The following is a 12,570-nucleotide window of genomic DNA, read 5'->3' as shown; positions in this document are numbered from 1 at the left end:
TTTTTTCGAACTTCTTCTTCTGCAAAGTAGCCGGTTTCGATATAGTCGTGTTACAGAAAAAAACCCGATTCTTTAATACAGTCGCAAGACAAATGTCAAATTTTTTTCCGGTAAACATTTATTTCGTAATCTTCCCAGGTTCGATTTATTTGTTCAAACTTAATAATTTTTAATGGCTCAAAGAAAGTTTGCCCGCTTTTATTAAAATAAACATCATTTTCAATGTGATAGGAAGAGTGTTGGATAATATTATTCGAATTTATCCACGTCACCACATCTCCTTCTTGAATGTCATCATCTACCATAAAATAATTGTTAATAAATAATCCCTTTAAAAATGTTTCCGGATGCACCCATTCATCGAGAATCCAAGCTTCTCCCGTGATTGCAAATAATGTTGAGGCTAGACAATTACTACCAGCCACAGTTGAAAAAGTATTCGCATACGCTTTAAGATGTGTTGGCGTTTTTTCTGGAATATTATTGCATGTCCACTCGTCAACTTTCATAGCATATGCTTTTACGATGTTTGCCTGTACCATTCGAGGTAGTTCATTCCACATACTGGATCGGAAAACAATGAATTCCTTTTCTCCGGCTGTATTATTACCATTGAAATATTGATTTATATTATTATTTCTTTTTACTATATATTCAGCTGGAATAGTACCTGTAGATTGGAATAATGAAGCAGGGATAGTTAAACCTGTTCCCATTTCAAGTTGAACTTCAAGTATGTGCTTTCTCAAATGAAGTGGTAACCCTGTGATCCAACTACCCTTCGCAACGATAATATAGTCAATTCTATTTGATAAAGTCCAGTACATATAGCTATTCACAAACTGGATTTGATTATAAGAAGAGTGATCGAAAAACTCCGCTCTTGGTATAACCATTACTTCATTCAAATAGCCTTTTAAAGTACTTAAGTTGTTTTCCTCTACAAAAAAGAAATCTTTTTTGGGGACATAATTTTCAATCCAAAAATCTATTTGTTCATGTGTAGGTTCTACTTGTAGGCTCATATTAATTAGCACCTCAGTTATTGAATTTTATTCTTCCACAGCAATTAAAATGGACATCTTTTTAAAATTGATAAAACACATTTAACAATCAAATGGCCCGTTTCTGACATAACGCTCCGCAATTAAAGCCCCCATTTGTTGTGTAATCCATCATGTTAATTTTAAAAATCAGCGTTATCTAATTCTTGATTAGTATTCTTATCCATTAATTTAATTTCCCCACCAGTTAATGGTTCTTCGCTTTCAAAATACCAGATATACAAACCTTCTAATCGGAACCTTTCTATCTCGTCTTGTGGCAACATCGCCAAATTGAGTATAGTGGCTTGTTCTTCATTGACTTGAACAATTCGGTCATCGCCTTGCTTGATGAAACCATAGATCAAATTCTCACCCTGCCCTTGGAATCCATTCAGACTATCACTATCATAATTTCTCTTACTGGCCATTGGACTCCAAGTCAGCATATCTGCTTTCCATCCAAACATTCTTTTTTGAACATAAACAGCACCAAAGTTTTCCTCGTTTTTAATAAAAAAGAAAAGTGCTTTGTCATTTAACTTGTATCCAGGTATTAAGAACAAATCATTATCAATTTCAAATAGTGCTTCTTGAGGTTCTGAGTATGAATTTGGTTTCTCAGATAGTACCCAAACAATAGCTATAATGACTGCTACATAAAGGGTCGTTAGTAACCACCTTTTCATTAATTTACTCCTTTCTAATATAACTAAATGGCCCGTTTGATAAATGGTCGCTTTATTTATAGTGCTCGCCCTTGCTTGGAGTGGAAGATGGCCGACACCGTATGGATTAACGAAGAACGGCTTTTGCGAGTGAAGCGCAGCGAGAAGGGGCACATCTTTGTACTCGCCTTGCGACCGAAGAGGCTCAAGCCACGCCCCTCGGAAAGCGGGCCGTCTGGAGCGGAAAGCAACAGTTTGTATACTTCATAATGGCCCTTTAACGGCATAATCTTTATTCCAGAAATGCACCTGATTGCTTTACGAGGAAATAGTTCTTTGCTTTCTGATTACTCTTATAATAAACATGATAATTGTGGTCAATATTATAAGAGCACCATTAACGAAAGTAATTACACCTAAAATTGCACCACCAAAGCCCGCGCCCTCTCCCTCTCCAGTTCCCCCTGAATCCCAGTCATAAAAATGAAGCAATAATTCTCCACTTTTAGAACCAATTACAGGGGCAATTATCATCATAATGATTCCTAAAATAAGGATAGGACTGAACCTTCCTTTTTTAACAATACAAAGATTGCAATATTTAAAGAGAGTATTAACAAGAAAAATAGTACTACTATTAAATTGGTAATCGTCTTCCCCTCCTTCTCAAATCTAACTTAGTAATAAAGCTGAATCTTGAACAAAACAAATAATATGTTATATGACCCTATTGTTGAATTTACGAATTTAACCTATCTACTATATTATACCAAACCTCCATTGAATTATCTGAATTTTTTAAAGAAATGTCAAAAACCCTAAAGTGAAGAGCTACTTGTTTATGTAACAATTTTCCTCTCGTAGAAGCGATTACAAAAACCCACATCTAGTAAAATAGGTGTGGGTTTTCATGATGATTACTGAGGGATGAGATTTGAAACGCTCTTTCCCTCTTACTCGCATTATTTCTAAGATCACAATCACTTATTAAAATTCTCACGTAAAATCATACTGAATAGCACGATGTCCAATATCACTTCTCCAAAATACGCCATCCCTATTAATCTTTTCTAACTCCTTATAAACCAAAGCTCGCGCAGCAAGAAGATCCTTTCCTGTCGCAGTCGCAAGCAAAACACGACCACCATTTGTTACATAGTCCCCGTTTTCATTCTTCGAAGTACCTGCGTGGTAAATATCTACATCCTCAACTATCGTATCCAAACCGACTAACGGAGTTCCTGTGACGTATTCTCCTGGATATCCTTCGGCTGCAACCACTACTCCAACTACAGATGCTTCGTCCCATTCAAGTTCGTAAGGCTGACGTTCGAGAACAGCGAGCATCGTTTCAGCCAAATCGTTTTTCAATCTGGGCAAAACGACTTGTGTTTCTGGATCCCCGAAGCGAGCGTTGAATTCAATTACTTTCGGTCCTTTCTTAGTCAAAATCACTCCTGCATAGAGAACACCAGTAAAAGAACGATCTTCTGCTACCATCGCATACGCAGCAGGTTCTAAGATTAGTTCGATGGCATCAGAAATAACTTGTTTAGGAATTTGTGGCACTGGAGAATATGCACCCATTCCACCTGTATTTGGACCAGTGTCTCCATCGAATGCCCGCTTATGGTCTTGAGAAATCACCATCGGATAGACATTCTTTCCATTCACAAAAGCCATTAATGAGAACTCTTCACCTTCCAAAAATTCCTCCATGATAACGGTTGCTGAAGCTGTACCGAACTTCGATTGCAAGAGCATTTCTTGAAGTGCTTTTACTGCTTCTTCTTTCGTATGGGCAACGACTACACCCTTTCCAGCAGCAAGTCCATCTGCTTTTATCACAATTGGAACTCCGACTTTTTCTAAATAATTCATAGCTGAATCAAAATCTGTAAAAGTTTCATAGGTAGCGGTAGGAATTCTATACATCTTCATTAGTTCTTTCGCGAAGGTTTTACTTCCTTCAATAATGGCAGCCCGTCTGTCAGGACCGAATATGCGCAGTCCTGCCCTTTTGAAATTGTCCACAATGCCATTAACCAATGGTGTTTCGGGTCCTACGATCGTCAATGAAACGTTTTGTTCTTTAGCGAATGCAATTAGTTCGAAATGATTCTCTTCAGGAATCGGTACAAGTTGCGCCACATCTTCCATTCCAGGATTACCTGGAGCAACAAATACAGTTTGGACATGGTTACTCAACGATAATTTCTTCGCCAGCGCATGCTCGCGACCGCCTCTGCCAATCACTAATACGTTCATGGAATCACCTCTAGGTTTAATGAAAATATGTACGTTGTTTTAGCATTCAAACTTAGTGTTTAAAATGGCGAACGCCTGTAAAGACCATTGCAATACCGTATTCATCCGCTTTTTTAATGGAATCCTCATCACGGACAGATCCGCCTGGCTGGATAATCGCAGTAATCCCGGCTTTGGCTGCAGCTTCTACTGTGTCATCCATCGGGAAAAATGCATCGGATGCGAGTGCAGCACCAGTTGCCTTGTCACCTGCTTGCGCGAGCGCGATATTTGCTGCACCGACGCGGTTCATCTGCCCTGCGCCAATTCCAAATGTCATCTGTTCTCCGCTAACGACAATTGCATTGGATTTCACATGTTTCACAACTTTCCAACCTAACTTAAGTGCAGCCCACTCTTCTTCAGAAGGTTCACGCTTTGTCGGGATGGAAATCGTTGCCTGATCGAACCCGAACGTGTCTAAATCCTGAACAAGTAATCCACCTTGGATCGACGTCGTTTTTTGCTCGTTTTTACGTTCTCCTTTAAAATCGACAGTCAACAATCGAATATTCTTTTTTGCTGTTAAAACTTCTAATGCATCCTTCGTAAATGAAGGGGCAATGATGATTTCTAGAAAGATATCTTTTAGCATCATTGAAGTTTCTAAATCTACTTCACGATTCAACGCAATGATTCCTCCGAAAATCGAAGTCGAGTCTGCTTCGTAAGCTTTTCTGAATGCTTCAGCAAGTGTTTCACCGACACCTACTCCACATGGATTCATATGCTTTACTGCAACTGCCGCTGGCTGTTCAAAGTCACGGACAATGAGTAACGCTGCGTCTGCATCATTGATATTGTTGTAAGATAACTCCTTACCATGTAATTGCGTGCCATAGGCTACAGAAAATGTAGAGCCTAATGGTTTTTGATAAAATGAAGCGTTTTGATGCGGATTTTCACCGTAACGAAGAGATTGTTTTAAATTATACGTAAGCGTTACACTTTCAGGGTTCTCTTCTTCTGCAAGCTGAGTCATATACTCGGAGATTACTGCATCATAGGCAGCTGTATGACGGAATACTTTTGCTGCAAGCTGGCGTTTCTTCTGCCCAGAGACTTCGCCATTTTCTGAAAGCTGAGCGAGCACGATGTCATAATCTGACGGATCTACAACCACTGTCGCGAATTCGTGGTTTTTCGCAGCAGAACGAAGCATTGTCGGACCGCCAATATCGATGTTTTCAATCGCTTCTTCGGGAGTAACGTCAGGTTTTGCGATTGTATGCTGGAACGGATATAAATTGACACAAACTAAATCGATTGGCTGAATATGATGCTCTGCTAATTGAGCAAGATGTGAGTCATCATTTCTTCTTGCTAATAATCCGCCATGGACGTTAGGATGCAATGTTTTCACTCTGCCATCCATAATTTCAGGGAATTTCGTTATTTCCTCAATCCCAATCACTTCTATTCCATTTTCAGCGAGCGTTTTTTTTGTCCCTCCAGTAGACACGATCTCAAATCCTGCCTCTTTCAGACCTTTCGCAAATTCAACAATTCCTGTTTTATCTGAAACACTAATTAATGCACGCTTCATTCGACTTTTCCTCCCTATATATGCGCGAGTATGTCATCTATCCCTTACTGATTAAAATACTTTCCCAACAAATCGAGGAACAGAATTTGTTGTTTCTTTGGTGAACAGCTCCTGAAGTACTTTTGGGTAGCAGATATGCTCTGCCTGTTGAATTCGTTTTTGTACGTCATCTCTTGTATCGTTTTCATGAATCTTAATTTCTTTTTGGACAATAATAGGACCCGTATCCATCCCTGCATCGACATAATGAATAGTCAAACCACTTATCTGTACCCCAGCATCCATTGCTTGTCCAATCGCATCTTTTCCTGGAAAAGCCGGCAATAAGGAAGGATGAATATTAACTATCGATTCGGCATATTCTTGCAGAATCGTAGATCCGATTAGACGCATATATCCTGCTAATACGATGAATTCAACGTCCCGTGATTTTAGCTGCTGGACAATTTCCTTTTCAAACGCTGTTTTATCAGTGAAATCTTTAGGGGATATGCAAAAACTGTCGATTTTAGCTTCTTGAGTTCTTTGCAAAACAATCGCAGATGGTTGATCACACACTAGCAAACGAATTTCTGCATCGAGTGTGCCTGCGTTTACTGCATCCACTATAGCTTGGAAGTTACTGCCGCTTCCTGATGCAAATACGGCAATTTTCTTCATGATTCACCTTTAAACGAGACACCGGATTGATTGACAACTTTCCCAATTCGGTAGGCTTGTTCGCCATGCTTTTCAAAAAAAACAACGAGTTCATCAGCTGATGCTTCATTCACAACAAGCGCCATTCCTATCCCCATATTAAAGATATTGTACATATCCTCTCGTGGGATACTCCCAGTCTCTTCTATAAGACTAAATATAGGATGGATTTTCCAAGCACCAGACTGGATTTCCACACCTAAATCTCCTGGCATCATTCGAGGGAAGTTTTCAATGAATCCACCACCCGTGATATGGGCCATTCCTTTAATTTCATACTCTTTCATTGCAGCCAAAATAGACTTTACGTATATCCTTGTAGGCTTTAACAGTTCTGCTCCAAGCTCACACCCAAGTTCGGGAATGAATTCAAATAGATCCATATCCGCATCTTCTAACAAAATTTTGCGGACGAGTGAATATCCGTTACTGTGAATGCCGTTTGAAGCTAATCCGATAATGCAGTCGCCTGCTTGAATGTTTTCACCAGTTATCAAATCTTGTTTTTCACAAGCACCTACTGTAAAACCTGCTAAGTCATACTCTTCCTCGCTATACAGTCCCGGCATTTCAGCCGTCTCGCCCCCGATTAATGCACAACCTGCTTGGACACAACCATCGGAGACACCTTTTACGATACTTTCAATCTTTTCAGGATCTGCTTTTCCACAAGCAATGTAGTCTAAAAAATACAGAGGTTCTGCACCTTGTACGATAATATCGTTCACGCACATAGCTACACAGTCGATGCCGATACTTTCATGTTGATCCATCATCATCGCAAGCAAAAGCTTCGTTCCTACTCCATCTGTACCTGAGACAAGTACCGGTTCACGTAAGTTTAGCTGGGATAAATCAAACATCCCACCGAAACCACCAAGTCCGTTTAGTACTTGCGGCCGCATCGTTTTCTGTACATGTTTTTTCATGCGAGAGACAGCTTCGTATCCTGCTTCAATATCTACTCCCGCCGATTTGTATGCATTTGACATGGATTGAGGTCTCCTTCACTCAGCATTTTATGGAATCTATTTCTTGATCGGAATAGATTTCCGTAGGATACTTTCCGTTAAAGCAAGCGAGACACTGTCCTCGGTTCTCACCTTCAAACGGTCTTCCTATCGCTTCGACTGTGCCCTCAACACTTAAAAATGTAAGAGAGTCTGCTCCAATAAGTTCACGAATTTCTTCAACTGATTTTTTAGCGGCAATCAATTCATCTTTATCGGACGTGTCAATTCCGTAAAAACATGGATTTTTAATAGGCGGGGAGCTGATTAGAACATGCACTTCTTTCGCACCAGCATCTTTCAACATTTGTACAATCCTTTTGCTTGTCGTGCCCCGGACAATGGAATCGTCAACCATGACGACTCGTTTCCCTTCCACAACCCCACGAACAGGTGATAGTTTCATTTTCACACCTTGTTCTCTTAACGATTGAGAAGGTTGTATGAAAGTACGGCCGACATAGCGATTTTTCAGTAAGCCCATTTCATAAGGAATCCCACTAGCTTCCGCATATCCAATCGCTGCTGAATTTCCCGAATCAGGGACACCTGTAACAACATCTGCTTCAATCAATTTTTCAACAGCGAGTTGCTTGCCAAGGTTTTTGCGAGCGGTATGAACATTAATGCCATCAATGTTACTGTCAGGACGAGAAAAGTAAATATACTCCATCGTACACATGGAACGTTGTTTGCAAACAGCGAACCGTTCACTCGTGATTCCCTCATCATTGATGATCAGCAGTTCTCCTGGTTCAATATCTCGGAGAAAATCCGCTCCTACTATATCCAGCGCACACGTTTCGGATGCGACAACATAAGCGTCACCCAGCAACCCAAGGGATAAAGGTCTAAGTCCGTTCGGGTCCATAGCGACAAACATTTCAGTATCCGTCATAATTAGGTACGCATATGCGCCTTTTAATGAGTTAAGCCCATTTGTAATACGGTTTTTCAACTCTGAAGAACCGACTTTACGTATCAAATGTGCGAGTACTTCAGTGTCAGATGTGCTATGAAAAATACTGCCTTGTGCTTCCAATTCTGATTTCAACTGATCCGCATTCACGATATTTCCATTGTGAGCCATCGCCATGGATTCATTTTGAAAGTTAAATAACAGAGGCTGGACGTTTTCAAAACCGCCGCCACCCGCCGTTGTATAGCGGACATGGCCAATTGCTGCATTTCCTGACAAGGATTGCATTTTCTCTGCAGTGAGTACTTCCGTTACTAATCCTTCACCTTTTACACTAGTCAACTTTTTATCTTTAGCCAAAACCATCCCTGTTCCTTCTTGGCCACGATGCTGCAAACTATGCAATCCGTAATAGGTTACTTGCGCAGCATCCGGGTGTCCCCAGATGCCAAACAAGCCACACTCCTCATTTAATCCCTTTAGTTCAGCAAGCATGGAATCGCACCTTTCCAAGCTTTCTCTAATGATTGAACAGTTGTATCAATTAACAGTCCGTCTTGCTCATGAGAAATGGTCAAGTGATTATTATTCGTGACCGTCCCAATACATCTTGCATCTTGAACAATGCTTTCAAAAGCAACACGGTGTTCAGGAGCAACAGAGACAACAAATCTAGATTGTGTTTCACTGAATAATTCCGTTACTGCTTCCATATGAACAATGATTCGGGCACCTAGATCTGTTCCGAAGAGTGATTCTGACAAAGCAACTGCAAGACCGCCTTCTGAAAGATCGTGAGCCGAAGCGACACATCCATTTTGAATAGCTCTTAACAGCTGTTGCTGGCGTAGCTTTTCTAGTTCCAAGTTGATAGAAGGAGATTTACCAAAGATTTTTCCTTCTGTCATTTTTTGCAGCTCACTGCCTCCGAATTCTGTTTTCGCATCCCCGATGACATATATCAGGTCGCCTGAATTTTTAAATTTCTGCGTTGTAATATGAGCTAGATCTTTGATAAGACCTACCATTCCGATAACAGGTGTTGGATAAATCGACTCACCATTTGTCTCGTTATAAAGGGATACATTGCCACCAATAACAGGTGTACTCAAGATTTTGCAAGCTTCACTAATTCCATCTGCCGCCTTCTCGATTTGCCAGAAAATCTCTGGTTTTTCAGGATTACCAAAGTTCAGGTTATCCGTAACCGCTAATGGTTCTGCTCCAGAACACACGATATTACGTGCAGCTTCAGCTACGGCAATTTTTCCTCCAACTTCTGGATCCAAGTGAAGGTAACGAGCATTACAATCTGTTGTCATCGCTAGCGCCTTGTTCGTTTCGCGAATCCGTACAACAGCCGCGTCGGAACCTGGAGGGACAACTGTATTCGTCCTTACCATTGTGTCGAACTGATTATAAACCCACTCTTTACTTGCAATCGTGGGCTTTGAAAGTAAACCAACCAACGTTTCTTTATAGTCATCAATAACAGGAGCTACGTTTGTCATTGCTTGAAAGTCACGGAAATATTGCGGTTCATTAGATGGTTTGTAGTAAACGGGCGCTTCTTCTACCAAAGCATCCACTGGAACGTTCGCAACAACTTCTCCTTTATGAGTAAGTTTCAGCATTTTATCTTTGGTAACAGATCCGACAGCTACGGCTTCAAGATCATACTTCGCAAATAAATTTGCAATTTCTTGTTCGCTTCCCTTTTTAACAACTATGAGCATTCTCTCTTGAGATTCTGATAGCATCATTTCATAGGCAGTCATTCCGGGTTCGCGCTGTGGGACAAGGTCAAGATTCATCTCGATTCCCATGCCTGCTTTACAAGCCATCTCTGCTGATGAGCTTGCAAGACCTGCTGCCCCCATATCCTGGATCCCAACAAGTGCATCATGCTGAATCAGCTCAAGGCAAGCTTCCATTAGCAGTTTCTCCAAGAAAGGATCTCCAACTTGAACTGCCGGACGATTTCCTTCAGACGAATCCGTCAATTCCTCCGATGCAAAAGTTGCTCCGTGAATGCCATCACGACCCGTTTTCGCTCCGACATGCATGACGCTATTGCCGGCTCCGTGGGCTTGTCCTTTTTGAATATCGTCATGATTGATCAAACCGACGCACATGGCATTGACCAGTGGATTCCCCTCGTAGGAAGGATCGAATTGAATTTCGCCCCCAACTGTTGGAACACCAATACAATTCCCGTATCCGCCAATTCCCGCAACCACTTCTTTGAACAAATACTTTACTCGTGCATTTTCCAATTCACCGAAACGCAGTGAATTTAATACGGCGATTGGACGAGCACCCATTGAAAACACATCACGAATAATCCCGCCGACTCCAGTTGCTGCACCTTGATAAGGCTCGATTGCAGATGGGTGATTGTGGCTCTCGATTTTGAAAACGACCGCTTGCCCATCTCCAATGTCAACAATTCCTGCACCTTCACCAGGTCCTTGAAGCACGTTATCCCCAGAGGTAGGGAACCTTTTTAAAATTGGCTTGGAATTTTTATAGGAACAGTGCTCTGACCACATGACAGAATACAAACCTGTTTCGGTATAGTTCGGTGTGCGGCCAAGCATGTTTTCAACCATTGCAAACTCTTCATCTGTAAGACCCATAGCTGCATATTCTCGTTGTGATTTAATCATTTCCGGACTTGGCTCAAGCATTAACGACATAACTTTCCCTCCAATTTCTTACGATTGATTGAAATAGCTTTAATCCGTCTTCACTTCCAAGTAAACGATCGACGGCACGTTCCGGATGAGGCATCATTCCTAATACGTTTCCGTTTTCATTTACGATTCCCGCGATATTCTCTAAGCTGCCATTTGGATTATCCACATGATACGTAAATGCAATTTGATTGTTTTCCTTTAACTGTGACAACGTCTCTTCGTCGCAATAGTAATTGCCTTCACCGTGAGCAATTGGCAGAGTAATCGTTTCTCCCTTTTCGTAGCTAGTCGTAAACATCGTCGTATTATTTTCTACTTTTAGCTGTGTTTGTTTACAAATGAATGCTAGATCACGGTTTTTCCGCATCGCTCCAGGTAATAATCCAGCTTCCAATAAAATTTGAAAACCATTACATACGCCTAGTATTGGAACGCCTACAGACGATGCCTTTACCACTTCCGCCATTATCTTTGAGAAGCGAGCAATTGCGCCTGTGCGGAGATAATCTCCATAGGAGAAACCGCCAGGTAAAAGAATCCCATCGAAGCCCTCTAAGCTATCCGCTGTATGTGGTACGTATTCTACTTCTTCACCTAATTCGTCCTGAATGGCATGAAACATATCGATATCACAGTTGGAGCCCGGAAATACGATCACAGCAAATTTCACAGCGCGACAACCTCCTCGATTTCATAGCGATAATCTTCAATTACTGTATTGGCTAAAAGGCGTTCACACATTTCTTTAATTGCATCGTCGATATTTTGATCGGTCTTTTCTATCGTCAACTCCATGTATTTACCAATCCGGACATCACGAACGGCCTCAAACGCCATACTGTGTAAAGCAGATTCCACAGCTGTACCTTGGGGATCCAAAACATTTTCTCTTAACGTGATAAATACCTTTACTTTATACATATTGACGCCCTCCCAGTTTCGAATAGATTGTTTGATAACCATCAACTAAATTTCCTAGATCACGACGGAATACATCCTTATCGAGCTTTTCTTCTGTTTCAGCGTCCCACAATCGGCACGTATCCGGAGAAATTTCATCTGCTAAAAGAATCTCACCATCAGCAAGTTTTCCAAACTCTAACTTGAAGTCTATTAAACGAACTCCTATTTCAGCAAAAAGGCTTGATAAAATTGTATTCACTTCCAAGGCTTTTTGTTTCAAAAGTTGAACTTCCTCTTCAGTTGCGTGGCCTAATTCTTGAATATGTGCTTCGGTTAACAAAGGATCTCCAAGCGCATCATCTTTGTAATAAAATTCAACAATTGGTTGTTTTAACGGTTGACCTTCTTTTACCCCAAGACGTTTGGACAGGCTACCAGCAACTATATTACGGGTTACCACTTCAAGAGGAATGATCGTGACCTTCTTGACGAGTTGCTCAGTTTCGGAAATCTTTTTAATAAAATGACTTGGAATTCCAGCCTCATGAAGCTTTAAAAACAGCAGGCTAGTAATGCCGTTCGTCAATACACCTTTACCTGCGATTTCTTCTTTTTTCTCACCATTGAGGGCTGTTGCAAAATCCTTGTATGCTGCCCATACAACGTTCTGATCATCTGTTGCATAAATTCTTTTGGCCTTGCCTTCATATAGCAATTCTCGCTTTTCCATCTGAAGAACCTCCGCATTAAAGAATAATGTACTTTTTAAGATAGAT

12 protein-coding genes are annotated in these 12,570 nt (G+C 40.9%); all 12 read right to left on the bottom strand.

All coding sequences use genetic code 11. From position 1 onward, the window contains the following. Positions 1-95: 95 nt before the first annotated feature. A complete protein-coding gene (locus N693_RS19655) occupies positions 96-1,025 on the bottom strand; it encodes a hypothetical protein (RefSeq protein ID WP_025784394.1) in 930 nt (309 codons plus the stop codon). A 161-nt stretch (positions 1,026-1,186) separates the two neighbouring features. Continuing rightward, positions 1,187-1,732, bottom strand: a complete 546-nt coding sequence (locus tag N693_RS0108615) for a hypothetical protein (protein WP_025784393.1) — start codon at positions 1,730-1,732, stop codon at positions 1,187-1,189. A 297-nt stretch (positions 1,733-2,029) separates the two neighbouring features. After that, positions 2,030-2,248, bottom strand: a complete 219-nt coding sequence (locus tag N693_RS0108610) for a hypothetical protein (RefSeq protein WP_253271171.1) — start codon at positions 2,246-2,248, stop codon at positions 2,030-2,032. Positions 2,249-2,707: 459 nt separating this feature from the next. Continuing rightward, entirely contained in the window at positions 2,708-3,979 is a 1,272-nt protein-coding gene (purD, locus tag N693_RS0108605) for a phosphoribosylamine--glycine ligase (RefSeq protein WP_025784391.1), read from the bottom strand. Between the two features lie 52 nt (positions 3,980-4,031). Beyond that, positions 4,032-5,564 carry a bifunctional phosphoribosylaminoimidazolecarboxamide formyltransferase/IMP cyclohydrolase gene (gene purH, locus N693_RS0108600; RefSeq protein ID WP_025784390.1) on the bottom strand — a complete coding sequence of 511 codons (1,533 nt, stop codon included), beginning with the start codon at positions 5,562-5,564 and terminating at the stop codon, positions 4,032-4,034. Between the two features lie 51 nt (positions 5,565-5,615). Beyond that, entirely contained in the window at positions 5,616-6,224 is a 609-nt protein-coding gene (purN, locus tag N693_RS0108595; RefSeq protein ID WP_025784389.1) for a phosphoribosylglycinamide formyltransferase, read from the bottom strand. Further along, entirely contained in the window at positions 6,221-7,255 is a 1,035-nt protein-coding gene (gene purM, locus N693_RS0108590) for a phosphoribosylformylglycinamidine cyclo-ligase (protein WP_025784388.1), read from the bottom strand. Before purM ends, purN begins: the two co-directional genes overlap by 4 nt. Before the next feature lie 19 nt (positions 7,256-7,274). Further along, the gene (gene purF, locus N693_RS0108585) at positions 7,275-8,687 is read right to left on the bottom strand and encodes an amidophosphoribosyltransferase (protein WP_025784387.1); all 1,413 of its coding nucleotides are present in this window, start codon (positions 8,685-8,687) and stop codon (positions 7,275-7,277) included. Further along, on the bottom strand, positions 8,672-10,891 hold the full coding sequence (gene purL / locus N693_RS0108580) for a phosphoribosylformylglycinamidine synthase subunit PurL (RefSeq protein ID WP_025784386.1): 2,220 nt from the start codon (positions 10,889-10,891) through the stop codon (positions 8,672-8,674). The genes purF and purL overlap by 16 nt, the downstream gene beginning before the upstream one ends. After that, a complete protein-coding gene (gene purQ, locus N693_RS0108575) occupies positions 10,875-11,561 on the bottom strand; it encodes a phosphoribosylformylglycinamidine synthase subunit PurQ (RefSeq protein ID WP_025784385.1) in 687 nt (228 codons plus the stop codon). The genes purL and purQ overlap by 17 nt, the downstream gene beginning before the upstream one ends. Then, positions 11,558-11,812 (bottom strand): phosphoribosylformylglycinamidine synthase subunit PurS, encoded by a 255-nt coding sequence (gene purS / locus N693_RS0108570; RefSeq protein WP_025784384.1) that lies wholly within the window; start codon positions 11,810-11,812, stop codon positions 11,558-11,560. The genes purQ and purS overlap by 4 nt, the downstream gene beginning before the upstream one ends. Next, positions 11,805-12,524 carry a phosphoribosylaminoimidazolesuccinocarboxamide synthase gene (gene purC / locus N693_RS0108565; protein ID WP_025784383.1) on the bottom strand — a complete coding sequence of 240 codons (720 nt, stop codon included), beginning with the start codon at positions 12,522-12,524 and terminating at the stop codon, positions 11,805-11,807. Before purC ends, purS begins: the two co-directional genes overlap by 8 nt. Positions 12,525-12,570 lie beyond the last annotated feature (46 nt).

Origin of the sequence: Sporosarcina sp. D27 (genome assembly GCF_000586555.1) — a bacterium.
Classification (GTDB): Bacteria; Bacillota; Bacilli; order Bacillales_A; family Planococcaceae; genus Sporosarcina.
Note: the sequence above shows the minus strand (reverse complement) of the source record. Positions and strands in the feature narration are given on the sequence as shown.

Excerpts from the sequence above, each read along its gene's own strand:
- N693_RS19655 (WP_025784394.1), bottom strand. The coding sequence starts at position 1,025 with ATGAGCCTACAAGTAGAACCTACACATGAACAAATAGATTTTTGGATT.
- purC (WP_025784383.1), bottom strand. The coding sequence starts at position 12,524 with ATGGAAAAGCGAGAATTGCTATATGAAGGCAAGGCCAAAAGAATTTAT.
- purS (WP_025784384.1), bottom strand. The coding sequence starts at position 11,812 with ATGTATAAAGTAAAGGTATTTATCACGTTAAGAGAAAATGTTTTGGAT.
- purH (WP_025784390.1), bottom strand. The coding sequence starts at position 5,564 with ATGAAGCGTGCATTAATTAGTGTTTCAGATAAAACAGGAATTGTTGAA.
- purN (WP_025784389.1), bottom strand. The coding sequence starts at position 6,224 with ATGAAGAAAATTGCCGTATTTGCATCAGGAAGCGGCAGTAACTTCCAA.
- purD (WP_025784391.1), bottom strand. The coding sequence starts at position 3,979 with ATGAACGTATTAGTGATTGGCAGAGGCGGTCGCGAGCATGCGCTGGCG.
- N693_RS0108610 (WP_253271171.1), bottom strand. The coding sequence starts at position 2,248 with ATGATGATAATTGCCCCTGTAATTGGTTCTAAAAGTGGAGAATTATTG.
- purF (WP_025784387.1), bottom strand. The coding sequence starts at position 8,687 with ATGCTTGCTGAACTAAAGGGATTAAATGAGGAGTGTGGCTTGTTTGGC.
- purL (WP_025784386.1), bottom strand. The coding sequence starts at position 10,891 with ATGTCGTTAATGCTTGAGCCAAGTCCGGAAATGATTAAATCACAACGA.
- purM (WP_025784388.1), bottom strand. The coding sequence starts at position 7,255 with ATGTCAAATGCATACAAATCGGCGGGAGTAGATATTGAAGCAGGATAC.
- N693_RS0108615 (WP_025784393.1), bottom strand. The coding sequence starts at position 1,732 with ATGAAAAGGTGGTTACTAACGACCCTTTATGTAGCAGTCATTATAGCT.